Source organism: Cytobacillus sp. EB106-05-05-XG126 (genome assembly GCF_058791715.1).
On the sequence record NZ_JBYTDU010000001.1, the window covers coordinates 846,169 to 870,829 of the forward strand.

General features: G+C 42.0%; 22 protein-coding genes and 1 other RNA gene. 14 read left to right on the forward strand and 9 right to left on the reverse strand.

Going from position 1 to position 24,661, the window contains the following annotated elements; translation table 11 throughout:
• Window positions 1–35 precede the first annotated feature (35 nt).
• Window positions 36–503: a hypothetical protein gene (locus AC3WTL_RS04230; protein WP_197249818.1), complete on the forward strand. Its 468-nt coding sequence runs from the start codon at window positions 36–38 to the stop codon at window positions 501–503.
• Between the two features lie 55 nt (window positions 504–558).
• Here AC3WTL_RS04230 and AC3WTL_RS04235 read toward each other — a convergent pair whose 3' ends face one another.
• Complete coding sequence (locus AC3WTL_RS04235; RefSeq protein ID WP_492369378.1) at window positions 559–2,325, reverse strand: M4 family metallopeptidase; 1,767 nt, start codon at window positions 2,323–2,325, stop codon at window positions 559–561.
• A gap of 243 nt (window positions 2,326–2,568) precedes the next feature.
• Between AC3WTL_RS04235 and AC3WTL_RS04240 the strand changes: the two genes are divergently transcribed.
• From AC3WTL_RS04240 to AC3WTL_RS04250, 3 genes are all read left to right on the forward strand, one after another.
• The gene (locus tag AC3WTL_RS04240) at window positions 2,569–3,303 is read left to right on the forward strand and encodes a DUF4047 domain-containing protein (RefSeq protein ID WP_492369081.1); all 735 of its coding nucleotides are present in this window, start codon (window positions 2,569–2,571) and stop codon (window positions 3,301–3,303) included.
• Window positions 3,275–3,817, forward strand: coding sequence for a signal peptidase I SipW (sipW, locus tag AC3WTL_RS04245; protein WP_197249821.1), 543 nt, complete (start codon window positions 3,275–3,277; stop codon window positions 3,815–3,817). The genes AC3WTL_RS04240 and sipW overlap by 29 nt, the downstream gene beginning before the upstream one ends.
• A 79-nt stretch (window positions 3,818–3,896) precedes the next feature.
• On the forward strand, window positions 3,897–4,496 hold the full coding sequence (locus tag AC3WTL_RS04250; protein ID WP_197215521.1) for a TasA family protein: 600 nt from the start codon (window positions 3,897–3,899) through the stop codon (window positions 4,494–4,496).
• Between the two features lie 42 nt (window positions 4,497–4,538).
• Here AC3WTL_RS04250 and AC3WTL_RS04255 read toward each other — a convergent pair whose 3' ends face one another.
• Window positions 4,539–5,798 carry a helix-turn-helix domain-containing protein gene (locus AC3WTL_RS04255; protein WP_197249822.1) on the reverse strand — a complete coding sequence of 420 codons (1,260 nt, stop codon included), beginning with the start codon at window positions 5,796–5,798 and terminating at the stop codon, window positions 4,539–4,541.
• A gap of 492 nt (window positions 5,799–6,290) precedes the next feature.
• Window positions 6,291–7,325, reverse strand: coding sequence for a helix-turn-helix domain-containing protein (locus tag AC3WTL_RS04260; protein WP_492369082.1), 1,035 nt, complete (start codon window positions 7,323–7,325; stop codon window positions 6,291–6,293).
• Window positions 7,326–7,673: 348 nt separating this feature from the next.
• Between AC3WTL_RS04260 and AC3WTL_RS04265 the strand changes: the two genes are divergently transcribed.
• Entirely contained in the window at window positions 7,674–11,186 is a 3,513-nt protein-coding gene (locus tag AC3WTL_RS04265; protein WP_492369083.1) for a S8 family serine peptidase, read from the forward strand.
• Window positions 11,187–11,250: 64 nt separating this feature from the next.
• Here AC3WTL_RS04265 and AC3WTL_RS04270 read toward each other — a convergent pair whose 3' ends face one another.
• Both AC3WTL_RS04270 and AC3WTL_RS04275 read right to left on the reverse strand, forming a co-directional pair.
• Entirely contained in the window at window positions 11,251–12,444 is a 1,194-nt protein-coding gene (locus AC3WTL_RS04270; protein ID WP_492369084.1) for an MFS transporter, read from the reverse strand.
• A gap of 1 nt (window position 12,445) precedes the next feature.
• On the reverse strand, window positions 12,446–12,841 hold the full coding sequence (locus AC3WTL_RS04275) for a MarR family winged helix-turn-helix transcriptional regulator (protein ID WP_315900336.1): 396 nt from the start codon (window positions 12,839–12,841) through the stop codon (window positions 12,446–12,448).
• A gap of 394 nt (window positions 12,842–13,235) precedes the next feature.
• On the opposite strand from AC3WTL_RS04275, the gene AC3WTL_RS04280 reads away from it, so the two are divergent.
• From AC3WTL_RS04280 to AC3WTL_RS04295, 4 genes are all read left to right on the forward strand, one after another.
• A complete protein-coding gene (locus AC3WTL_RS04280) occupies window positions 13,236–13,955 on the forward strand; it encodes a GTP pyrophosphokinase (protein ID WP_248347519.1) in 720 nt (239 codons plus the stop codon).
• Between the two features lie 14 nt (window positions 13,956–13,969).
• Window positions 13,970–14,395 (forward strand): DUF5392 family protein, encoded by a 426-nt coding sequence (locus AC3WTL_RS04285; protein WP_197249826.1) that lies wholly within the window; start codon window positions 13,970–13,972, stop codon window positions 14,393–14,395.
• A 13-nt stretch (window positions 14,396–14,408) separates the two neighbouring features.
• Window positions 14,409–15,017, forward strand: coding sequence for a TetR/AcrR family transcriptional regulator (locus AC3WTL_RS04290; protein ID WP_226618150.1), 609 nt, complete (start codon window positions 14,409–14,411; stop codon window positions 15,015–15,017).
• A 123-nt stretch (window positions 15,018–15,140) separates the two neighbouring features.
• The gene (locus tag AC3WTL_RS04295; RefSeq protein WP_492369085.1) at window positions 15,141–16,406 is read left to right on the forward strand and encodes an L-lactate MFS transporter; all 1,266 of its coding nucleotides are present in this window, start codon (window positions 15,141–15,143) and stop codon (window positions 16,404–16,406) included.
• 41 nt (window positions 16,407–16,447) lie between these two features.
• On the opposite strand, the gene AC3WTL_RS04300 is transcribed toward AC3WTL_RS04295, so the two are convergent.
• From AC3WTL_RS04300 to fdhF, 4 genes are read right to left on the reverse strand one after another with little or no spacing between them, the layout of a single operon-like run.
• Window positions 16,448–16,576 (reverse strand): hypothetical protein, encoded by a 129-nt coding sequence (locus AC3WTL_RS04300; RefSeq protein ID WP_492369086.1) that lies wholly within the window; start codon window positions 16,574–16,576, stop codon window positions 16,448–16,450.
• 12 nt (window positions 16,577–16,588) lie between these two features.
• Window positions 16,589–16,804 (reverse strand): heavy-metal-associated domain-containing protein, encoded by a 216-nt coding sequence (locus AC3WTL_RS04305; RefSeq protein WP_492369087.1) that lies wholly within the window; start codon window positions 16,802–16,804, stop codon window positions 16,589–16,591.
• Between the two features lie 6 nt (window positions 16,805–16,810).
• A complete protein-coding gene (locus AC3WTL_RS04310; RefSeq protein WP_492369088.1) occupies window positions 16,811–17,317 on the reverse strand; it encodes a helical membrane plugin domain-containing protein in 507 nt (168 codons plus the stop codon).
• A complete protein-coding gene (gene fdhF / locus AC3WTL_RS04315; protein ID WP_492369089.1) occupies window positions 17,292–20,285 on the reverse strand; it encodes a formate dehydrogenase subunit alpha in 2,994 nt (997 codons plus the stop codon). The genes AC3WTL_RS04310 and fdhF overlap by 26 nt, the downstream gene beginning before the upstream one ends.
• Before the next feature lie 210 nt (window positions 20,286–20,495).
• Between fdhF and ssrS the strand changes: the two genes are divergently transcribed.
• The 5 genes from ssrS (at window position 20,496) to AC3WTL_RS04340 (ending at window position 24,489) form a co-directional block, all read left to right on the forward strand.
• A non-coding RNA gene (gene ssrS / locus AC3WTL_RS04320) (6S RNA) lies at window positions 20,496–20,692 on the forward strand.
• A gap of 363 nt (window positions 20,693–21,055) precedes the next feature.
• On the forward strand, window positions 21,056–21,196 hold the full coding sequence (locus tag AC3WTL_RS04325; RefSeq protein ID WP_175609081.1) for a hypothetical protein: 141 nt from the start codon (window positions 21,056–21,058) through the stop codon (window positions 21,194–21,196).
• 105 nt (window positions 21,197–21,301) lie between these two features.
• On the forward strand, window positions 21,302–22,279 hold the full coding sequence (locus AC3WTL_RS04330) for a ring-cleaving dioxygenase (protein WP_248347511.1): 978 nt from the start codon (window positions 21,302–21,304) through the stop codon (window positions 22,277–22,279).
• A 108-nt stretch (window positions 22,280–22,387) separates the two neighbouring features.
• Window positions 22,388–23,626, forward strand: a complete 1,239-nt coding sequence (locus AC3WTL_RS04335) for an MFS transporter (RefSeq protein WP_197249832.1) — start codon at window positions 22,388–22,390, stop codon at window positions 23,624–23,626.
• 317 nt (window positions 23,627–23,943) lie between these two features.
• Entirely contained in the window at window positions 23,944–24,489 is a 546-nt protein-coding gene (locus AC3WTL_RS04340) for a GNAT family N-acetyltransferase (protein ID WP_163144779.1), read from the forward strand.
• The last annotated feature ends 172 nt before the right edge of the window (window positions 24,490–24,661 follow it).

Consider the following 24,661-nt stretch of genomic DNA (forward strand, 5'->3'; position numbering starts at 1 on the left):
TAGTATTAATCAAATCACGAAAAGGGTGTCTGCTCTTGAGTAAAAAAATGATCTTTTGGATTCTGTGCTTCCTGTTTTCATTCTTTGGTTTTTACCTTATAGAACATGTTTTTACGGTAAAGCCGCATGTGATTTCCGGCAATGGAAATTTAGGCATCCTCGTAATTTTACTTTTTACACCTGTCTTTATTTTCAGTTGGATCTATACTTTTAAACTGGTAAAAGCAAAAATTGTGATAGATAGTAAAATGACTATAGGTATTTTACTTTTTGCATTTGCCGGCTGTGCTTTGCTGATTTTTGCAATTAATCATTACACAAATGAGCTGATCATGGCTCTTGGAGGTACGCCTGATAAGCCTGCCTCAAGAATTTACCGTTTTGGCTGGTTCAATCAATACACGAATAGTCTTTATTTTAATGTTTATACCTTTTTCTTATCGCATATCATAACCGTCATTTTAGGTATCCTGTCAGCTATGAAGAGGACAAAGAAATATTAAAAAAACTCGCCACAGCAGTCATGTGGCGAGTTTCTCTTTATTTTAGAAGGTCATTTTATTGAACACCAACAGCATCATATGCTGCCATGACGGCCTTTACCTCAGCTGAAGTCTGTCCGTTCCGATCCGGATGCAGGTCTCTTGCTGCCTGGATTGCTGCCTGGCGCATTTGGCTGAAGTCGGAGCTTGCTGTAAGGTAATGAGTAAGAGCTCTGAAGAAAATCTTCTCGGCTTTTGTTTTTCCGATGCCTGTAACCGAAACACCGTAATGAGTGCCTCCATCTGTAATCAGGTGGGCAGCTTTGTTGTTGATGCTGCTGTTGATATGGACACCGCCTTTATCAAGCTCTCCTATATAACGTTTGCTGTAGTGATCAGGGTAGTAGCCTGATTCTGTATAGCCGCCAATATAGACGGAACCCGGGTCACTCATAGAACGAAGACCGTCACCTGGTGTATTTGGCGTCCAAATATCTTCACCTAATAACCAAAGATCTTCGCCTGTTTTATTTTCAGCGAAAGCCCCTAAAATATCTGCAATGGATTCATTGATCGCACCGGATTCATTTTCATAAATTAAATCTGCCGTATTGGTGATCACACCGTGTGTCATTTCATGCCCAATCACATCAAGACCGCCAGAGAGCGATATCATGCGAGTCCCGTCACCATCACCGTATAGCATCTGCTTGCCATTCCATGCAGCATTATTCCACTTCGAACCGATATGGACAGTTGAAACTAATTTCATCCCTTCGCCATCAAGGGAATCCCGGCCATGAACCTTTTTATAATAGTCATAAACTTTTCCTGCGTTCACATGGGCAGACACTGCAGAAGGATCATAGAAGAAGTTATTTCTGCTTTCCACCTCGAATCCGGTCATTCCAAGCAGTCCTGAAAGGATAATAAACGCGTTTTCAGGCATGCGGTTCGCTTTGAATGTATGGACACCTTCAGATCTTGTCCCATCGAATAAATAGTGCGTTCCTGTTTCCGGGTCTTTAACCGCCTGGAATGATTGCAGTGTCCCGAAAATATCCACTCCTCTTGCCTGAACAGGTTCTGAAACATTCGGAAGTGCTTTCGGTGCAGGCTGGGAAGAAGCCGTCTGCTGTGCCTCAGGTTGTTCAGGTGAAGATGGAGTCAGTTCTGCGATGGCATTATAGCTATGAATAATGTTTCCAGTTGCAGCATCTACAAAATAATGCCAATACCCCGGTGCAGGTGCTGAGGTGGATGCTGTTACATAATAAGCCAGAAGCTTTTGCCCATTATGCGGATAAATAACAAGTTCTCCTTCTATACCATCATAGCTCTTTACTTCTCCGATTTTATCTTCAATGCTTTCCTTTACCTTTTCCAGTGCTTCATCTTCGGCCAGTTTTGCATCAGTTGGAATAATGGAACGTGCCAGATTTGGTGTAACCTTACCGAAGAAGGCTGTCACATTATTACTTTCGTCCAAAGCAGTGGTCTGCTGTGATCCGTATACAGGTATTCCGTTGTATTGCTCTACTGTTCTGAAATGGTGTGTGTTCGTTTGCTTATCATTAAATTGATCAATGATTTTGAATTGGTCCTTGGCCTCGTAGCCCGCATTTTTAAATAAGTTTGCCTTTGATTGAAGGAACTCATATACAGCTTCTTCCTTACTCAGTCCTTCAGGAGCTTGCCAGGTCCCAATTATGTAGGAAGGCGTCTTTAATTCCTGATGATACTTAACGATTTCTTCATTTGCCAGCACATTTTTGGCTGGCAGTGATAGTCCCGAGATGGAAAACGAAGCTGCCAGAACCGCAGGGAGGACTTTCTTTTTCAGCTGATTTCTTTTCAAACTGATCACCTCTTAGTTTGGATTGGTATTTCAAGGTCCATTATTCTGAAAATTCCACAAATGGTCAATTGGGATATAGGGATCAGCGATATGGCTGTCTTTCGTGAATTCGGAAATCAAAATAGCCTGTATTTTAACCTTGGAATAGCGCAAAATAACCCAATTTACTTTGTACATGGCCTCTCGTATGCTTGTTCCACAGACACCTTTTCGAGAGGAGAGCAGGAGATGAAGAAGGGATTGAATAAACTCATTTTGCCTTGTCTATGCTGTCTGAGTTTTTATACGGGCACTCAGCTTGTCGGGAAAACAGAAGCTGCCTTTACAAGCCAGGCAGAGGCAAAGCCTATTATAATCTCCACTGCTTTTGTTTTCCCATCATATATTCACGGGCTTGAGGAGAAAGCGAGGATAAGCAGTGAACAAATAGTAAAAGAGCAGGCGGATTTAGAAACATCTGTGAAGAACGGGCTCTTAAATGGGACCGCAGATCCGCCCTCTGAATTTTTGAGAAAAAAAGAACAGATCACAGCCAGCTTGGAGGAGCTTCATAGAATAAGAGATGAACTGGAAAAACTGGACCGGCAAGCAGATAAAAAGGAAGGATATGAGTTTGTAAGTGAAGGTTTTCTAAAAGTAGACAAGCTTCTTATGAGAATGAATGATTCTCTTTATCTTCAGGAGCTGGAACAGCTTTTTAACCAAAAATGGCAAGAGCAGAAAAAAGAGCAGCAAGAAGAGGATAATAAAACAAACAAAATGGGTGAGGGTGGAAAAATAGAAATGACTATCAGCGAGTTGGAAAAACAGAAAATTGAACACAAACAGCCATTGGAGGAAAAAGCCAATCCAGTGGAAGAACAAGCCAATCCAGCGGAAGAACAGACTGTCAGCAAGGACAAAACGCTGAAGGTTGATGAGGAGGAAACCGCCATTGAAGAAAACCCTGAAAATACTGAGTAAATGTATCAGTGCAGCAGGATTAATGCTCCTGTGCCTGCTTGCTGTTTGGGTAATATCCTCAAAAGCATCCGGAGGAGAACCGTCCCTTATAGGTTATCAGGCAAAAGCTGTTTTATCGGGATCGATGGAACCGACTTTCATGACAGGATCCATCATTGTAGTGAAACAGCCGGACAGTAAAGAACATTTAAAAACGGAAGATATTATTACATTTAAATCAGGAGATAAATTAATTACCCATAGAATTGTCGAAGTAAAGAAAACGAAAGCCGGGGTTTTATATCAAACGAAAGGCGACAACAATGACGCACCGGATATGGAATATGTGCAGCCTGAAAATATAACCGGTAAATATGCGGGTTTTACCATCCCATATGCAGGCTATGCGGCTGAGTTTGCAGCATCCAAGGAAGGAGCCGCACTCCTGCTGTTTATCCCGGGACTGCTCCTGCTGCTATCTGCAGGGAGGACTATTTTTCTGGCTCTTAAAGAATACGAAACTAAAAACGCTTAATATTTCGGTTATGCCTCTTATCTGCCACAGGTAAATAAGAGTTAAATAAATTTATAGTATTCAAAGGAGGAAGTAACACATGGGATTTGCAAAAAAGGTAAGTAAAGGACTTTTGACAGCTGCTTTAGGTTTTTCATTAATGGGTGGGGGTACATACGCTTATTTCAGCGATACCGAGGTTACAAATAACACGTTTGCAGCAGGTACACTCGATTTGGCGGTAAATCCTGAAACAATCGTCAATATTGGCGATTTAAAACCTGGTGACGAGGTTTCACGTGAATTTACCATTACAAATAGCGGTACTCTTGATATTTCCAAGATTTTGCTGCATACAAACTATCAGGTGGAGGATGCAAAATTAAATGGGGCTGCAAATGCAGATGATTTCGGCAAGCATATTAAAGTCACAATCCTATACAATCAGGCTAACGCAACCGTACAGGTTGCAGAGACGACTTTACATGACCTTCAGACACAAACTCCGGATTTAACAGCCATTGATAATTTTGTAGGCGGTGGAACAGTGCCGGATGGCCTGGCCCCTGGGGAAACCGATAAAATTATAGTGCTGTTCGAATTTGTGGATAACGGAGAGGACCAAAACGAATTCCAGGGAGATGCACTGCAGGTGGAATGGAAATTCAATGCAGAACAGGCTGAAGGAACAGTAAAATAGAAAGGACGGAAAATCCCTTGAAGGAAGATTCAAGGGATTTTTCTACACATTAATTAATTCTTTGCCTTCAAGCTGCCTGTTCAGATGAATGGCTTTTTCATGATTTCCTGTCTCGATGTAATATTCATAAAGCTTTTTACCATACCTGCGCATGAGAATCATATGCTTAATTTTAATAAATTCAGGAAAGGCCTTTTCTTCCAAATACTTAAAATATTTCTCGCGCTGGTGGTAAAGCTGATACTTAGAAAGTTTAAATAATGATAAGTATAAAGTGCTTTTAAGCTCCTTTGACACCTGAATTCCTTCACAAGCTTTTTTAAGAAGGGCTGTTTTACCGGATAATTTGCCTTCTATACAGGAATTAAGGTAAGAAAATAATCGCTGAAGATAAATGATTGTATTCCTGTCAGCTAAACGCAGGGCCTGTTTATAGCAATCCTTTGCCTCAGCATATTGTTCCCTATTGAAATACTCAAATCCTAAATTATTGTATAACAGGCCTTTATAGTCTTGAAATCCAATACGTTCACAGTCCCAAATTAAATGATGATAACGTTCTGCCAGTTTATCCATGTCGGTTAAGATATCACTGCTGATCTGCAGGAGGATAATGGATTCCGCTTTTATCGCCATCGTGTAGTTGTTCGTGTTTTTGAAATGCTGCAATGATTTTTCCGCAAACATGTAAGCCATTATTTTTGAATCGATATAATGATAGGCAATTGCCAGGTGATAAAAGTATTCTTCATTGCCATATTCATCAATATCGATGTTTTTTAATACCTGAAGCGCTTTTTGCTGATCCGGATTATCAGGTTTTATTGCTTGGTTAATATAATACATCCCTTGAACATGGTAAAATAAATTTCTCTCAAAAGGGGAGAGGTTTGGAAACTCATTGCTAATTTTCTTAATGATCCGGGATGTTTCCTCTAATTCCTGATGCAGTAAATGATGTCTTGCCTTTAAAAGAAGATAGTGGGCTGCATATTTAGAAGATTGAATAAAAGGCGAGCTTTCCAATTCATTTTTGATTTCCTTCGCCCTGGCTACTCTATACATGATGATGGCTTTATGCCATTCCTGCAGGCGCTTTTCCAGATCCCGGAAGTATTCAATTTCCTTTTGAATGTCAATATTTAAAACGGCAGAGAAAAGTGAAATAATTTCCGGTGAATACGCAGTTTTCCCTCTTTCAATTTTGCTTACATGGGTAGGAGTACAAATTCCTTCACCTAACATGGCTTGTGTGAGCCCGGATTTTTCCCGGTAGTATCTAATAATTTCCCCTTCAAGCATGTGATCCTCTCCTTATCTATTAATAATCCAGGTGAATATGCCAGGCAGCTGTCTCTTGAATACTTAATTGTCTTTAATCTAAGATTTTCCTTTTTGGGGGAATTTTTAGGGTCAGAAGACATAGCTCCTTTTGGGGGGTGAACCAAAAATAAGGCCAAAAGGCTTAACTGGGAGAGAGTGGAGAAATAGGACAAAAAGAAAAATCTTCTATGGGATTATAGAAGATTTTCTTCTCGCAATAATGTTTAATGAACTTGGGGTTCGAAGTATTTGGCTGCAAGCCCGCTTGCTTTTTCATGCTGTGACGACTTCCTGTAATAATGAAACAGTTCTTTTTCATAGAGAGTGATTAATGTGCTATTCCCTAATTCATAAAGGTGGGGAAGGAATATGTTTTCTAAAAAGAAATAGTAATCATTTATGTCTTTATCTTCTAAAGGGTATCGAGCATATAAAAAACATATTGATAGGTTTTATTTTGAAATTGTTCAGCTAGCCTGCGGCCATCGACCAGCAAGGATCTGAGATTTTGTTTATTATAATGTCCAGATTAAGGCAGCAATGAACATAACCTCTTATAGCGCTTAATTTTAAAGGCGGGTTTGGATTAACCTCGCATTGTTCCAATAGCTTTTTGTATACTTCGCTTGCTTCTGAATAAAAGCCTTTTGCAAAGTATTCAACGGCAAGATTATGCCAAAGGTTTATTTCCCTGGCTTCTTCTTTATGAGTCCGGCAGGATTTGATTAATGTATGATACTGCTTTACGGTTTCTTCAAATTGGCAAAGGTCGTATGTACCCATTTGTATCTGTAAAACGGTTTCTGTATCAAGAATTCTTTTAAAATTATTGGTTTCCCGAAAATGGGATAGTGCAAGAGTACCATAATGATAGGCTTTTACTTTGTCATTCCTCAAATGGGAAGAGGTTGCGAGGTGAAAATAAAATTCATGGTTATTATAATCTTCAGGATTAATATTCTTTAAATGGGCGATAGCTTCTTTGCAATTCTGTAAGTTAAGAAAATAAATGCTCCAAGTATGTTCGAGAAGATTCCGTTCAAAACGATCAAGAGTGTTCCAAGCTTTTTGGCAGCTGTCTAACAGCGATTTTCCTTTATCTTGCTCTCCTTGCATGAGGTGGTAGCGAGCCAAAAGGATTGAATGAAAATATTTTGTTTCCGAAAAATGCAGGTAAGGATTTTGGGCTAATTCCTCTTTAATCAATTCTATATCTTCTTTTTGCTGTTTAACCATGGCATCCAGCCATTCATGAAGTTTAGTCTCCAGCATATTAAACTTTTCAAGCTCTCTTATAAGATCTATATTCAGCCGTTTACAGATCAGATTTGTGATTTCAGACGAATATTGTGTATGCCCCCGCTCTATTTTGCTTATATGAGTCACTGAACAAATGCCTTCGCCCCGCTGCGTTTGGGTCAATCCAGCCCGTTCCCGGTAATATTTTATATTAAACCTTCCTTCAAAACAGCATCCCCCCTGTGGTTCTGAATAGTATCGTAGCATACCTTATCAGTTAGAAACAGATAGCCAGGAAATGTCAGATGTCTGTTTTTTCCAATGTCTAATGAGATTTTATTCCTAAAAGGTTTTTAAAGATTTCAATTTGGGGTAATTCGAAAAAGCCTTTTTTACCAGAAAGTGAGAAAGCTAATAGAAAATAGGTTAGGGAACGTGTCTTTTATACTATTTTAATAGGTGAAGATCCTGAGATCTGAATATAAAGTTCTGAAATTAAACAGATGCCTCCTTTTAAATTCCCCCAATATACATCTCTCAGCCCCGGTCCTACAATTAATTATGTGAAAAGTTAAAAAATATAGATTTTTCATTGGGAAAGGGCGGGAGAGAGAAATGAAAGTGAAAAAAGGGGTACCCTATAAGGTGCTGGCTTCTGCATTGGCAGCAGCAATGCTATTCGGGGGAACTGTCTCGGCACAAGGAGCTCAGGATGATGAGATCAAGACTCCAAGTGTTGAGGACATTGTCAAACAGGGGCAGAAAATATTTTTGGACCAGCAATACCAGGCTGAAGCAAATGCAGTGGACAAGCTGGGCTATAAAGATCTGAAAGAAAAAGGGTTAACGAAACCATATGAGCCTAATGAAGTTTTACGTGTAATTGTTGAAGTCGAACAGCCGGATGATATTGAAAAAACGAAACAAAGCAAAAAAAGTAAAATGAAAGCAAAACAAGACGAGGTAATTTCAGCCCTTACCAAGAAAAAATCCTTCAAGAAAGTGAAGCATCGCTTTTTTGAAGGGTTTAATGGGTTCAGTTTGGAAACCGAGTTTCGCAATGTAAAAGAAATTCAGGATATTCCTGGTGTCACCAACGTACATATCGCGAGAACATTCCAGCCATCCATGGGTGCCAGCAAGGAATTAGTACAGGCACAGAAAGTCTGGGAGCGGCATGGCTATGAAGGAGAAGGGCTGCTTGTTGCTGTGGTTGACTCAGGATTGGATTATACTCACCGGGATATGACGTTAACGGATGAAGGGAAAGACAAGCAGAAATGGTCTGAGGGAGGAATCCAGGCAAAACTCTCTGAAACGGCTATTAATGATGTCTGGTATAGTGACAAAGTGCCGACAGGCTATGACTGGGCCGATGAGGATACGGATGTCATCCCCCGCGGACAATATGGAAGTCCGCATGGCATGCATGTCGCCGGTACAGTAGGTGCTAATGGCAATGAAGAAAAGGATGGGGTCAAGGGGATTGCTCCCGGAGTCCAGTTATTAGCTGAAAAAGTCTTTTCTGATAACGGCGGGGGAGCTTATGAAGATGATATTATTGCCGGAATTGAACACGCTGTTACTATGGGGGCAGATGTCATTAACATGAGTCTTGGGTCAGATGCCGGCTTTGTTGGAGAAGAAAATGACCCCATCCAAAAGTCAATCCGGGAAGCAACTGAGCAGGGTACCCTGGTAGTAGTGGCTGGAGGCAATTCATCTTACAGCACAAAAAATAATATTATGGAGGCCTCTGCCAAGCCTTATGCAGAAAATCCGGATATCGGCACAGTCGGGGAACCTTCTGTCAGTCCATTTGCGCTATCAGTAGCATCCTATGAAAATACTAAATTGCATATGAATGCACTTAGTGGTGAAGAAGGTTTGCAGCTTCCATACCAGGATCAGACCCATGTTAACCTCAAACTCTCAAATGTGTTAACAGCAGGTGAAAGCTATGAAATGGTATATGTAGGGGAAGGGAAGACGGCTGATTTTGCCGGGAAAGATGTTGCAGGCAAAATAGTCGTAGCAAAACCAAACCAAAAATATGGTTTATATACCTATGTCCAATCGGAAGCCAGAAAAAATGGTGCCAAGGCGGTTATCCTTGTACCGCCTCATGATGAAGCGGATTTTCCTTTCTTGTATTTTAGTCCATACTTAACCCCTGCAGCTACTACCAGCAAAGAGGATGGGAATTCCTTAATTTCACAGCTGTCCAAGGGACAAACAGTGAAAATGCAGATGAGCAAAGGTGTTTGGGTCGATAATGCTGATAAAGATAACATGTCAGACTTTTCTTCTTTTGGAACGCCGCACACGCTTGACTTCAAGCCTGAGCTATCAGCACCGGGCGGAGGAATCTATTCCACTGTTCCCGGCAATGATTATGAAATTATGAGCGGTACGTCCATGGCAGCGCCTCATGTCGCAGGCGGATCAGCTTTGCTGCTGCAGGCTTTATATGAAAAAGGATTGCCGCAATCCAAAGAAACGGCATTAAAAGCGAAGATCGCATTAATGAATACGTCGAAAATCATTCAGGATCCGCGTTCTAGCAGTCAAGTCCCTTACTCACCACGCGTTCAGGGATCCGGATTAATGCAAATACAAAATGCCATCAAAACTCCTGTACTTGTGACTAATAAAAACGCTCCTTTGGAACAGGCAGGAGCAGTTGCACTTAAGGAGATTAATGAGAAAGCACACTTCAAACTGAATGTTGAAGCACTTCGGGATGCAGATGTGAAAGATTTGGAATATAAAGTGTTCGTTGATGTTTTAACAGACGAAACAGAAACAAAAGAGTTTGACCTGGACAACGACGGTAAGTTGGATGCCAAGGAATATTTAACAATGGCCAGCAAGCGGATTTCAGGTGCTTCCGCCATCGTAAATGGTGAAAAAGTGACAGATGAAAAAGGAAAAACACTTAAAATTAAGCCGGGACAAAACAAAAGTCTGGATGTACAGATTCAATTGCCGGATAGCCTAAAAAAGGACACATTTGTCGAAGGATATGTCCGTCTTGTGCCAACAGGAAAAAACAGTGATGACGCTGTGCCGCTGACAATTCCATATATGGGCTACTTTGGTGAATGGGACAAGCCGCAAAACCTCGACCCGGCTGCATGGGAAAAAGATGCCTTCCTGGGATATACAGTCCTATGGAACGATGAAGGAGCACAGTTCCCAATGGGTTATGACCCGTATACCGGAACCTTTAATATGGACCGTATCGTCATTTCGCCGAATGCTGTTTTGCCGGGTGTTTTCCCAACTTTTACAGCTCTCCGCAATTTACAAAAGACTGAAATGTACGTGGAGAATGATAAAGGGGACATGATCAATTATTTAGGCGACTTCAGTGAATTTACAGGCAAGCCTTGGAAGTTCCGCAAAAATATCATGGCTTTCCGTGACTATATGATTAACGGCTATTTATGGGACGTTAAGGATCAAAACGGGAATTTCGTTAAAGATGGCACTTATCAATATGTGATCAAGACAACACTTGATTACAAGGATGCCAAGCCTCAGGAAGTAAGGCTTCCGGTTCACGTAGATTCTGTTGCACCAATCGTCTCGGATATTCAAGTACAGCCAAAAGACGGGCAATATGAAATTTCCTTCAAGTCAGAAGATAACGAAGGGGGAAGCGGCTATAATGGTGCAATCATCTGGTATAACGGGAAATATATGCCGCTCGAACCTGGAAAAACGTCAGCCCTTGTAAAAGAAGAACCGAAGAGCGTTGTTGTATTGGGCATCGACCATGCATTTAACCAAAGCTATGCCGTATGGGGGGATCCTTCCTATATTAATGAAGGAATGCTGGTGAGCTACTTCAGTGTTTATCCTAATAAAAATGTGAATGCAAACACACCTGCCGGTATAAATGCATTTGCAAATAACCGCGTTAACTGGACAGTGAACATTAAAGATGAAGCAGGAAAAATCGTTGACACAATCAATGTGGAAAACGAACATGAAATTCATCTGAAATGGACTCCAGACGCAGATCTTCCGAACGGGACTTACACCATTAGTGCGGATGTATCAAACAAACAGGGCTTTAAAGTGACTACGAGTCCTAAAACGGTTACTGTATTTCAGAACTGAAACATCAAAAGCCATGGGCGGTAAAAAGGTCCATGGCTTTTTAATATTTTGCAATGCCTTAGGTTCAAGCTGAAACAGATGTGTTCAATTTTTTTAGGGCTGCAGATTCCTTCTTCCCATGAAGGAAATAATATAAAATGGCTGATAATAAAACAAAGATTGCCATCATTCCATATAATCTGCCATAGCCTGTAATCGGAATAATGAATCCCAGCAAATAGGGGCCAAATCCCAAGCCTGCATCAAGAAAGATAAAGAACGTTGATGTCGCCAATCCCATCCGATGTGCCGGTGTCAGCTTGACGGCCACGGCCTGGGTGCAGGACTGCATATTTCCAAAGCCCAGCCCAATTAACGCTCCAGCCATTAGCAAGGTGAAACTGCTGGTTGCTGTACTGAGTACAAACATGCCTGCCGCAAATAAGAGAAAAGCGGGGTACATCACATAATTTGCTCCTTTAAGATCCATCAGCCTCCCGGTAAATGGACGTGAAACCAGGACAGCGGCCGAGTAGATCAGAAAGAAAAAGCTCGCAGCCTTGACTAAATCGATTTCTATCGCATAAAAGTTGATAAAAGAAAGGACGCCGGAATAAGCAAATGCAATCGCCAGGGTGATAATTGCTATTTTAATCGCTTTTGGCTCGATAAAGCTGGAAATCTGTATTCCTGGCTTATTCACATCTGAGATTTCAACGGCGGGAACATATAAAAAGAAGGATGTAATCAGGGCAATGATGCCGATGGCCAGACAGAAGGCAAAAATCAGTTGGAAAGAAACCTTTTGCATCATCAATAAGCCAATAAATGGCCCAACAGCTGTTGCCAGTGTTGTACTCATGCTGAAGTAGCCAATTCCTTCCCCCTTGCGTGCTGCAGGAATAATTTGTGCCGCGATGGTTCCAGTCGCTGTGCTTGCCACTCCTAAAGCAATGCCGTGTATAAACCTGGTAATCAGCAGAAAAGCAATTCCAATGTTTACGAAATACAAAAGAGTCGTCAGCGTAAAAAAGATCAACCCGATAAAAAGTGTTTTCTTGCGTCCAATTTTATCAATGGCCCGCCCGATATAAAGCCTGCCAATGAGCGTTCCAATAATAAAGATGCCCGTAACAAGCCCGGCCTGGCTGGTTGTGGCACTATAGTAATCCACTGCAAAGACAGCAATGGTCACCATCAGCAAATAGAATATCAATGTTAATAAAAAATTAACCGATGAAACAATAATAAAATCCTTTGTCCAAAGCTTCGAATTCAATTTATAACTCTCCCTGCATTAAATTTTTGCGGATTAGGCTCATCATACGAATTCCCTCCAGCTGTTCCTCCTCTGAAATTCCTTCTAAAATTTCCTGTTCGAATTCATCGATTGTGACTCGGACTTCCTGATAAACCTTTCTGCCGGCATCGGTCAGATGCATTCTTTTTTCCCGTTTGTCTTTAGTCGGAACAGGTTCTAAATAGCCCATTTCCTCCAATTTTGCAATCGTCCTTGTCACCGTTGGTTTTTCAACACCAAGGTAATGGGAAAGCTCAACCAATGTAACGGAACCATCATTATACATGTAATACATGATGGACCATTGAGCCCGGTATAATTGATGCTTGCTTAACTCAGTATTCAGCCTATTTTCAAATGGTCGATACAATAGCACGAGCTGATGAAAAAAACGCTGGAATGTTTCGATCTTAATAACCTCCTAAATGGTTACTTTGAGTAATAGTTATCTAGAGTAACTAATTATCTATCCATTATACATCTCTAATCGGGGACATGTAAACAGGCCAAATCTTTATTTACAGACAGCTATTCATTCAATAAAAGAAGGCAGATTTGTGACATCGTGTCATATTCAGTTGACGTGTGACACGATGTCATATACAATTCAATTGTAAGGATGACACAGTGTCACATAGAGGTGAAAGCATTGACTAACATTCATTTGCTAATTTCTAAATTGCGGGAACAGGGAGTAAATGCAGCAATCTGCAAAAAACCATCAAATTATAGACCACCCAAAAATAAGGCTAAACTTCAAAGGAGTCCATATGTCCACAAATACGCCTGAGCAAATTACACTGAGGGAACTAAGGACTGATCTAGTGCGTTTTATGATGTCCTACAAGTTCGCATTGGAAGAAATAAACACCAAAATAAATATCCTGAAAGAAGAATTTCAGTATGTGCATGACTATAATCCGATTGAGCATATAAAATCACGAATTAAATCTCCAGAAAGTATATTTAAAAAGCTGCAAAGAAAAAAATTGGAGATTTCCTTAGAATCCATTAAGCAAAATATCAGGGATATTGCGGGCGTCCGCATTACATGTTCCTTTGTTTCCGATATCTACAAGATCAAAGACATGCTTGAAAGCCAGAAAGATATAACCGTGCTCGAATGCAGGGATTATATTCAGCATCCCAAGCCAAATGGCTACCAAAGCCTTCATCTGATTGTCCAGATCCCCATTTTTATGTCTGACAGGGAAGAGCTGGTTCCTGTGGAGATTCAAATACGGACGATTGCAATGGATTTCTGGGCGAGCCTGGAGCACAAGATTTACTACAAGTACAATAAAGAAATTCCGCAAAGAATAGTGAAAGAACTGAAAGAGGCAGCTGACACAGCTTCACGCCTCGATCGGAAAATGGAGAATCTCCATGATGAAATGATTGCTTTAAAACAGCTGGATGATGATGAAGCCATAACTTTTTCGCCTGAAAGCCTGCAATTTCTGCTGGGCCATAAAGGGATTAAAACTTAAAGGAGACGAAATAAATGCAAGTGTGGACAGATATGCCGAATTTCGTAAAAAGAGAGCTTGAGCAGCTTGAAAAAATAGTATCTCCCATCATGAAAAAAGCTTCCAGATATATTTTTTGGTCTACACCCTTGATTATTCTGTCACTAATCAATCTCATGACCTTGTTTTTCACCGTTCAGGATGAGAAAACATCGCCGGCAGCCATTCTGATTTACGCGATTATTGGTGCGCTCGGTTTCGCACTTTCTAAAGAAGGGAAGCATCAGCAGCTGGAAATTCAAAAACTGAGCTCTCAGTACATGAAAGAACGGATTTCTAAAAGCCAATGGGCTTCTGACCCTATTAAAACGAGGTATCAAGCATTGATCAATGAGAACCCCAGAAAGGCTGTCCCTTATTTTATCCAATTCTTAAAGGAGGAAAAAAGAGACTGGCAATAAGGAGGAACAAAATTTGCCGAAAATTACTTTTTTCAATTTGCCTGAAGACAAACGGGAAAACTTAGTCCATGCGGCCAAAAAGGAATTTGCCCGCGTCCCGCTTTATCAGGCATCCATATCCAATATCATAAAAGATGCCAAAATCCCGCGCGGCAGCTTTTACCAGTATTTTGACGACAAAGAAGATGCGTTTTTCTACTTATTAAATAGCCATGTGTCTGCTTATAAGATGCACTTTCTTGAAACGCTCCAAAAAAATAATGGTGATATTTTTGATGCGATGATTGATTTTTATACAGCCATCATTACAGAAGAAAAAGAAAATCTGCAGTTTTTGAGGAATTTGTTTCTTAATATGACGCACCGGATCGAAAATGTTATGGCAAGAAGCTTCGGGGAAAATGACCTGAATGAAAATTTTAAGAAAATCAGCAATCTGATTAATAAGGATCGGCTGAATATTCAGGACGAGCAGGAGCTTTTTCATATGATGCAGATTATTTCTTCTGTAACGTTTCATAATATCGTTAAAAAATTTGCGGGGGAGCTGCCATTCGACGAAGCTGTCCATAATTACAAAAAAGAAATCTATTTACTGAAAAAAGGGTTCGTATCAGAATGATTTTCAGAAAGCCTGTCTCTAAAAGGATTAGAGACAGGCTTTTTTGGGAAGGTAAAAAATAGCATGGAGCTTATTCCTTATTAGGGGAATAAATAAAACAATATTCAGGGAAAGGGGTTATTTATGACGAACAAGAACAGATGGCTGATTGCCCTTTCAGCCGTCGCCATTCATTTATCAATTGGTTCGGTCTATGCATACAGCGTTTATCAAAATCCATTGAAAGAAACGCTAGGCTGGGAAAAGACCGATGTCTCACTGGCATTTACCATTGCCATTTTTATTCTGGGAATTGCGGCAGCCTTTTTTGGCCGGTTTGTAGAAAAGCGGGGGCCAAGAGTGTCAGCCATGATTGCTGCTGTCTTCTTTGGAATTGGGATTATTGGATCCGGGTTTGCCATTCAATTGGAGAACTATATCCTGTTCCTGATTTTCTTCGGTGTCATTGGGGGGCTGGGTCTGGGCTTTGGCTATATTGCACCTGTCTCCACACTGGTAAAATGGTTTCCTGACAGAAGGGGACTTGCCACAGGGATGGCAGTTATGGGCTTCGGTGCAGGGGCCCTCATTACAAGCCCGATTGCCAGCAGATTAATGATTGCCACATCGATTCCGACAACCTTCTACATCCTTGGAATCAGTTATTTTGTACTGATGATTTTGGGAGCGCTTTACATCGCTAAGCCGCCTGAAGGATGGGCACCTGAAGGAATGGAAGAGAACAAGGAAGAGAGGCCGGTAAAAGCGGACCTGGCACAGATGACTGCCAATGAAGCAATTAAGACGAAGCGTTTCTGGCTGCTTTGGTTTATGATGTTCATCAATATTTCTGCAGGCATCATGATTCTCTCCGTTGCCGCACCAATGGCACAGGAAATCACTGGAGCCAGCGCAATCACCGCAGCAAGCATCGTTGGCATAATGGGTCTCTTTAATGGAGGCGGAAGAATTGGCTGGGCATCTGCATCCGATTATCTTGGAAGAGGAAATACATATATGACCTTCTTCCTGATCCAGGTGGCAGCATTCTTCATTCTTCCATTCATCACAAACTCGTTTATCTTTTCTGTTTTCCTCTATATCATTGTTTCATGCTATGGGGGCGGATTTGCATCGCTTCCGGCCTTTATCGGAGACCTGTTTGGAACGAAACAGCTTGGCGCGATTCATGGCTATCTGCTTACATCGTGGTCGATCGCCGGTGTGGTCGGACCTATGCTTGTCTCGAGCATCTATGAAAATACGCAAAGCTATACGATTACCTTCTATGTATTTGGCACCATGCTTGCTATCGGTTTCATTGTCTCCCTGCTGATGAAGCGCGATATCAAGAAAATCAGAACGGCGAAGAAAGAAAAAAGAACAAGCGGCCAGCTTGTGACTGAATAAAGAGAAAAGCTCCTGCCGGGTCAGCTGGCAGGAGTTCTTTTTTATTTTTCGAATGAAAATGGATGAACGCGGTCATTAGAACAATCCGGGCAGATAACCAGCATATCAAGATTGTATTCCTCTTCTTCCGTTTCCTCTAGGTGCCCGCAGATTTCACAGACCTTTGCCAAAGTAAAACCCCCTTAATCATCACTTGATAGAATATTATATCCGCAGTCTTTAATAGCCTGTTCAAAATCTATGAAGGAAGCAGCATCTTCATCAAATGAAATAACTGCTTCACCACTCATGGAATTCAGCTTAATCTTCCGTACACCCCAGACATCATACAGGGCTTTGCTTAGTTTTTCTTCATCCGTCTGATTCATGTTTTCAATAGATACTGTTCGAGTAATCATTAAAAATCACTCTCCTGTTTTATAATGACTGTGCTCTTTGCCCATTTCCCTGCCCATCCCTTTGAGAAAACCGAGCATAGAATTGATGGCCAGATTAATATCAGGATCACGCAGTGCTTTCATAAGCCCGAGCACACCGGTCTTTTTGTTCCTTTTCATCACTTCTGCCGATTCATCAAGGCCTTTTGTGACAGCACTCATCATGATATTCATCTGCTGGGGATCGAGGGAGCCCAGAAAATCGACGGTATTAAAACCGTTGCGGATGATATTGTGCATGTTCGGCTGGTTAACCTGGTCAATCGCAATGGCAGCCACTTTTTCTTTCGAATGCAGAAATCCCTGGATAATATCAAGTATTCCAGACTTTTGCAGCTGTCCGATGATATCGATGGCACTTGAGAGGGCCTCACGATTCTGGCTGAGCTGGGTTAAAAGACCCGCTATATCCTGTGCTTGCTCTTCCTCGGCTGAAGGCTGAACCAGTTCAATTTGCTTGATCGCTTTCGCCATCGTAGATACCCTCCTTTTTCAGCATTTGCGGAATGGAGATGAAGTCGTCCCGGCTCCATTTTTTCTCTGTTTCGACTCCAATATGCGGCTGCGGGTTGCCAAACCGGAAGTTGTGATGAGGAAGCGGTGAATCGCCGTCCCGTTCCAGCACTTCCATTTTCACCTGCATTTCCTTGTAGTTCGGCGTATGGGTAATTTTGTCATGATAGCTGCTGGTCAGCTTATTGACTGCTCCCATTCCTTCAGTTGTATGCATCGGCAAATACAGTTCTTTCCCCTTAACCTGATCTGTCACCCATACTTTTACTTTGACATGGCCGTAAGGGGAGGAGAGTCGCACAAGACTGCCGGTTCTGATGTTCCGCTCGTCTGCCAGTTCAGGAGAAACCTCCAGCCATAGCTCCGGCACCTTATAGGAAATTCCTTCGGATTGATAGGTCATATTGCCTTCATGGAAATGCTCCAGGATTCTTCCATTGTTCAAATGAAGGTCATATTCCTCTCCGGCTTCAAAAGGAGGAGTCCAATCCACAGAAATTAAGCGGGCTTTTCCATCCGGAAAATGAAATTGATCCTTGTAGAGTAAAGGTGTATCCGTTCCATCCGGAGCAACAGGCCAAACAAGACTATCCCAGTTTTCAAGTCGCTTGTAGCTGACACCGGCAAAAACAGGCGAAAGCTTAGCGGCTTCATCCATAATTTCACCTGGATCGTTATAATGCCAGTTTGTCCCAAGCTTGTTGGCCAGCTCCTGAAAGATGAGCCAATCCGGTTTACTGTCCCCGAGCGGCTCGAAAACTTTATTAAATCGCTGGATCCGCCGCTCTGTATTCGTGAAGGTGCCGTCTTTTTCAAGGCTTGGCGCTGCCGGCAGAATCACATCTGCAAATTGGGCCGTCTTGGAAAAGAAAATATCCTGCACGACAAAGAAATCCAGTTTTTCAAAGGCTTCGTGAACATAATTGATATTCGAATCCACAAGGCCCATTTCTTCGCCAAAAAGATACATGGCCTTTACTTTGCCAGCCTGGATGGCTTCTACAATCTGATGATTGTTGAGACCAGGGTTTATTGGAAGTTCTGTGCCCCAGGCTTGTTCAAAGCGGGTGCGTATTTCGTCATTTTCTATTGGCTGATATCCCGGAAGCCAGGTAGGCATTGTCCCAAAATCACTCGCACCCTGCACGTTATTGTGGCCGCGCAGAGGGTAGGCGCCCGCACCCGGCTTGCCAAAATTGCCTGTAACTAAAAGCAGGTTGCAAATTGCGGTGCTTGTATCCGTGCCGCCTAAGTGCTGGGTAACACCCATGGCCCATAAAATGCATGTGCCTTTAGCATCATGAATCATTTCAGCCATTTTGATCAGTGTTTCTTTTGCCATCCCGGTTGTTTCTTCCGCATAATCCAGCGTGAATTTTTCAAGGGACTTTTTGTATTCATCCACTTGATTCACACGCGTGTTAAGAAATTCTCGGTCTTCCCATCCCTGGTCAAAAAAGTATTTCGTTACAGCTGAAAGCCATACAAGATCCGTGCCCGGTTTCGGATGGATATGTAAATCAGCCCGGTCCGCCAGATCATTTTTCCGAAGGTCAGCAACAATCAGCTTCTGGTCTGCCAATTTATGCGACCGTTTGATTCGGGTTGCGAGAACAGGATGTGATTCTGCAGGGTTCGCTCCGACAACAATGATTAATTCAGAGCTTGCAATATCCTTCATCGTACCGGAGTCTCCGCCAATGCCGACTGTGCGGATAAGACCCATGGAGGCAGGTGTCTGACAGTATCTGGAACAATTATCAATATTGTTCGTTTTAAAAATAGCCCTGGCAAGCTTCTGGAACAGATAGTTTTCTTCGTTGGAACACTTGGAAGATGCGATAAAGCCGAGGGCATCCGGCCCATTTTCTTCTTTAATGCCAGTGAATTTCTCTGCAATCAAAGAAAGGGCCTCATCCCATGTCGCTTCATAAAATTTTTCTCCCTTTCTGATTAGGGGCTTGGTGAGGCGCTCTTTGCTGTTCACAAAGCTCCAGCCGAATTTTCCTTTTACACAAGTTGAAATCCCATTAACAGGGGCTTCAGGTGACGGCTGGATTTTGAGAATTTCCCGGTCTTTCGTCCAAACTTCAAAGCTGCATCCGACTCCGCAATAGGTGCAGACCGTTTTGGTGCGCTTAATACGGGCTTCCCGCATTGCTGCCTCTACATTGGATATAGCAAAAATCTCTTTATAGCCTGGCTCAACTTCTTTTGTTAAATCAATCATCGGCTCAAGAAGCGGCTTTGGAATATTCGTAAGATAGCCTGCTTTGCCGAGCATCGATTTCTCCATTAATGCATTGCATGGGCACACCGTCACACAATGCCCGCAGGATACACAAGAGGATTCATTAATCGGCACATCATTATCCCAAATCACACGCGGCTGCTCCCGGTCCCAGGCAATGCTCAGCACCTCGCTCACCTGCAGATCCTGGCACGCTTCCACACAAAGACCGCAAAGGATACACTGATCCGGTTCATACCGGTAAAAGGGATTTGAGTTATCCTGAGGGTAGGGCTTTGGCTTAAATTCATACTTCTGATGCTCAATCTTAAAATGCTCGGCAGTATTATGCACCACACAGTTTCCATTATTGTTATCACAAACCGTGCAGTATAGCTCATGATTTTTTAAGATGCGGGACATTCCTTCAAGCTGTGCTTCCTTTGCCAGCTCCGACAATGAACTTACTTTTAGATCCGGCTCGGCTTTAGTCGCACAGGACCTTTTCAATTCGCCATCAATCTCCACGTAGCAGGTATCGCACGTCTGAATGACGCCAACCCCTAAATCCGGCTGGGAAGAACAAATCCCCGGGAGAAAGTGTTTATGATCCCGCGCCGCCTCAAAAATCGACTGTCCCAGCTTTGCTTGGATTTCTTTTTCATCCAGGTAAAAGGTGAATTTTTTTTCGTCCACCATACACCACCGCCTATTCATTTCATTCTATTTAAAAAGTATTTGTTAAAAGTGGGAAATGTATTACAAAATGGGCTGAATTGGCAGTGGGATCTGAGGAGAGAAATGGCTGCTAATGAGGAGCGCTTATTTTCTTTGTAAACCATTTTTCGCACTTTAAAAAAACCTGAGCATGCCCATTGAAAAATTACTCCGTATCCTTTAATATATAAATACAAGCTGCATTGTGCGTAATCATAATAAAGTTTTAACCTTTAAGCTGTAATAGGGAGTTTTACATTGAAACGGGAATGACAGGCCTCCGTCTATATGACAAGGAGGACAGGCAGGAATGTTTCTGCGAACACCCACTTTGAGGAGTGGTGGTTTAAAACTTTCTTATCATTATTTACGGCAATGGCGGCTGTACATACTGTAATCAAACCAGTTCCTGATGGGAGCTGGTTTTTTTGCGTTTAGAAATTAAAATTATGGTTAAACCAAGATAAAGTGAAACTTCACTCAGTGGGGGTTTCCTTATTCCCCACTGAGTGTTAGTCGCGTTCTAGTGTCGCTAAGATCTCCGCTAGCGCTTCGATCAATCGACACTACAAACCCGATTGGTTCAACTAAGCCTCTGCCTGCGCGTCAGCAAGTTTCACTGTATCTCACCAATCGGGCCTTTACGGGCAGTTGACCCCCACTTATCCTCTTTTAATTCCTCTGAGTCTTGAAGTGGGGGTCTTACTGCCCGTTAGACTGCGATAAACGACACATGAACAGGAGATGGAATAATGAAGGAAGTTACGGAAAAGAGATATTGCGAAGTCTGCGGAAAAGAAACGGTCCACATCGCCAGGGAAGATGCACTGGAAATTGAATACATCTGCAAGGAATGCAATCATGAGGAAGACATTATTAAATCCTTTTTCTAGGACCCCGGGTAATATTGACACCAGCAAGATACCGTGATAAAGTAAAATTATCTCGAATTAAAGATATTTTATTTTAAGATAGATAACAAAGGGGAGGAAGTACACTTGAATCAATTAAAAGGCATTCACCATGTTACAGCCATCACCAGCAGTGCGGAAAAAAATTATGAGTTTTTCACATATACATTAGGAATGCGTTTAGTAAAGAAGACCGTCAATCAGGATGACATTCAAACCTATCACTTATTTTTTGCAGATGATACAGGAAGTCCAGGAACGGATATGACATTTTTTGATTTTCCCGGTATTCCGAAGGGCACTCACGGAACAGATGAAATATCGAAAACGTCCTTCCGGGTTCCGACAGATGAAGCGCTCGATTATTGGGTAAAGCGGTTTGACCGCTTAGAGGTTCCCCATTCCGGCATCCAGGAGCAGTTCGGCAAGAAGACTCTGTCATTCACAGATTTCGATGATCAAAAATACCAATTGATCTCGGATGAAGCCAATAAAGGAGTACCATCAGGAACACCTTGGCAAAAGGGGCCAATCCCGCTCGAATATGCAATCACGGGTTTGGGGCCGCTATTTGTAAGGGTTGCTCAATTTGATTATTTTAAGGAAATGATGGAAAAAGTGCTGCACTTTAAGGAAATCGCTCAAGAAGGAGATTTCCACTTATTCGAAGTGGGTGAAGGCGGAAATGGTGCACAGGTGGTTGTGGAATATAATCCATCTCTTCCGCAGGCGCGCCAGGGTTACGGAACCGTCCACCATGCTGCATTCCGCGTGGAAGATAAATCTGTTCTTGACGAATGGGATCAGCATTTGAGAGGCTTTGGTTTCCAGACTTCAGGTTTTGTCGACCGCTTCTTCTTCGGTTCTTTATATTCCCGGGTTGCTCCGCAGATTTTATTTGAATTCGCAACAGATGGACCTGGGTTCATGGGTGACGAGCCTTATGAAACACTTGGGGAAAAACTGTCACTGCCGCCATTCCTTGAGCCGAAAAGGGACCAGATCGAAAGCTATGTCCGTCCGATCGATACAGTAAGAAGCACGAAGGATCTTGTAAAAGAATAACCAGGCCAAAGGCCTCTGTTATTCCACTGCTTGAACGCATTGGAGGACAGAGGCCTTTTTTTGCGTTATAATGGAGGGTATTATTTTTAGAAATAGGAGCAGAGAGCAGTGGAGAAACATAACAGCAAATACAGGTGGCTCGTCTTTGGCGCGGTTTTATTTGCTTACTTTTTGATCGTGAGCCAAAGGACAGCCCCTGGTTTAATTACAGATCAATTAATGAAGGATTTCGGCGTGACAGCTGCGGCCATTGGGCTTCTGACGAGCATCCAATTTTTTGCCTATGCCAGCCTTCAGGTTCCGATTGGAATATTATCCGACCGTTTTGGCCCTAATGTATTCTTAATCGCCGGAACTCTTCTGAATGGAATAGGGACGTTATTATTCAGTTTTGCTGCGAATGAATACATTCTTTTCGCGGCAAGGATGCTGGTTGGAATAGGGGATGCAACGATTTGGATAAATGTTGTCATCATTTTGGGCAGATGGTTTAAAGTAAATGAATTTGTAAAGCTGCTTGGCTTTGCGGGCATGTCCGGGAGTTTTGGATTTTTGCTCGCGACTGTCCCATTTTCCATTTGGATTTCCATATGGGGCTGGCGCATTCCGTTTTTGGCAGTCGGCATTATTTTGACCATCCTTGCCGTATTGCTGTATATCATATTAATCTGGCAGCCTTCGCGATTGGGCGTAGAGCCTAAAAAAACGAAAGGTAAGAAAGAGCCAAAAGAAAAAACAGCAAGCATATTAAAAAGAATTTTTTCTGACCGCCAGGCATGGGCCACGTTCTTCTGTCATTTCGGCCTGGTCGGCACTTATGTCGGTTTCATCGGCTCGTGGGCTGTTCCGTATGGCATGGATATGTATGATCTGAGCCGTTCCGATTCCAGCCAGCTTGTCATGATCGGATTGTTTGGTGCCATCATTGGTGCTCCGTTAATGAGTTTTATATCAGGCCGGATGGGCAGCATCAAACGCCCTTATCTTTTTGCCCACTCAATCGCCGTCCTTGGCTGGGCAACTTTTCTGTTATTTCAGGGTAAGCCTCCATATCCGCTCCTGATCGTTCTTTTCCTGATTATGGGTTATGGTAATGGGGCAAGTACGCTGACGTTTGCGATTGTCAGAAAATCATTTGACATTCGGGATGTAGGTGTCGTTTCAGGATTTGCCAACACCGGCGGATTTCTGAGCGCAGTTCTGCTGCCATTTATCTTCGGAAAGGTTTTGGATACATTTGAAGCAGGCTACCAGTATGGATTTATTATACCGGTCATCTTCTCACTGATGGGACTGATGGGCGCTGGGTTAATAAAGGAAAAAATACGCGCACGGGCTGTAAATTAGCAATAAAGTAGGCTGACAATTGCGTCAGCCTACTTTTTTTATTTCAAAAACGGTTTCATATTTGATTTCTTCGGATCAATGGTAAAACGGTATATCGGCAATTCCTTCCCAACTTCAGAAGGGATATAGCCAAATGTCGTATAACTGTCTACAAAATTGCTATGCGAATTGGTGTGTTAAAAACGGTAAAGAGGTTTCTGGATATTTGTGTTGAAATGATAGAGAGGCTTATTTAGCGAACGAGTAGTAATGTTGAATAAGATAGGTATTTAGGCTTGTGCTAGTAAAATTCTTTTTCAGAATGGGGCGGTGTCCAAATGAATATTGCAGAGGAAATCATAATTTCTCCATTAAAGGATGAATTAATTGAGGACATCAATAAAACAAATGATTATTTTAAAGTGTTTGGTAAGGTTGTACCCAGTTTTCAATCAGGAAAATGGTCTTTTGAAGAGAATCTATTTGATGAAACTAAAGAAATTCGGTTCCCAGATGATCAACTTGATTGGAGCCTTTATATAAACCGTGAAGATAAAGCTCTATTTCTAGCTTATAAGAATAATAATTGCATTGGGCAAATTAGAATAATTAAGGATTGGAATCGCTTCTGTTATATTGAAAATATCGCTGCAAAAAAAGAATTTAGAGGATATGGAATCGGGAAACTGCTCTTAACTAAAGCGGAAGAGTGGGCAAAACAAAGAAAACTTATCGGTATGTCTCTAGAGGCTCAAGATAATAATCTTGGAGCTTGCAGGTTTTATGTGAAACAAGGATTCATACTAGGTGGAGTTGACACATTGAAGCAGTCATATAATCCAAATATAGAAACCACTTTGTATTGGTATAAGTTATTCAAGTAAACGTGTGCTAATCTTCAACAAAGTAATACGATAAAAAAGCTCGAAGCATAATGCTCCGAGCTTTTTTGCGTGCTAATCTCACTGCTAAAGTGTCTGCTAATTCAACTGCGAAAAGTATTGATATTTCGAATTTTGCACTTCAAAACCGAACCCGTTAGTTTGAGGCTGAGCT

Excerpts from the sequence above, each read along its gene's own strand:
- AC3WTL_RS04265 (WP_492369083.1), top strand. The coding sequence starts at position 7,674 with ATGAAAGTGAAAAAAGGGGTACCCTATAAGGTGCTGGCTTCTGCATTG.
- AC3WTL_RS04260 (WP_492369082.1), bottom strand. The coding sequence starts at position 7,325 with ATGCTACGATACTATTCAGAACCACAGGGGGGATGCTGTTTTGAAGGA.
- AC3WTL_RS04285 (WP_197249826.1), top strand. The coding sequence starts at position 13,970 with ATGCAAGTGTGGACAGATATGCCGAATTTCGTAAAAAGAGAGCTTGAG.
- AC3WTL_RS04295 (WP_492369085.1), top strand. The coding sequence starts at position 15,141 with ATGACGAACAAGAACAGATGGCTGATTGCCCTTTCAGCCGTCGCCATT.
- AC3WTL_RS04255 (WP_197249822.1), bottom strand. The coding sequence starts at position 5,798 with ATGCTTGAAGGGGAAATTATTAGATACTACCGGGAAAAATCCGGGCTC.
- AC3WTL_RS04305 (WP_492369087.1), bottom strand. The coding sequence starts at position 16,804 with ATGATTACTCGAACAGTATCTATTGAAAACATGAATCAGACGGATGAA.
- fdhF (WP_492369089.1), bottom strand. The coding sequence starts at position 20,285 with ATGGTGGACGAAAAAAAATTCACCTTTTACCTGGATGAAAAAGAAATC.
- AC3WTL_RS04310 (WP_492369088.1), bottom strand. The coding sequence starts at position 17,317 with ATGGCGAAAGCGATCAAGCAAATTGAACTGGTTCAGCCTTCAGCCGAG.
- AC3WTL_RS04280 (WP_248347519.1), top strand. The coding sequence starts at position 13,236 with ATGTCCACAAATACGCCTGAGCAAATTACACTGAGGGAACTAAGGACT.
- AC3WTL_RS04325 (WP_175609081.1), top strand. The coding sequence starts at position 21,056 with ATGAAGGAAGTTACGGAAAAGAGATATTGCGAAGTCTGCGGAAAAGAA.
- AC3WTL_RS04250 (WP_197215521.1), top strand. The coding sequence starts at position 3,897 with ATGGGATTTGCAAAAAAGGTAAGTAAAGGACTTTTGACAGCTGCTTTA.
- AC3WTL_RS04240 (WP_492369081.1), top strand. The coding sequence starts at position 2,569 with ATGAAGAAGGGATTGAATAAACTCATTTTGCCTTGTCTATGCTGTCTG.
- AC3WTL_RS04340 (WP_163144779.1), top strand. The coding sequence starts at position 23,944 with ATGAATATTGCAGAGGAAATCATAATTTCTCCATTAAAGGATGAATTA.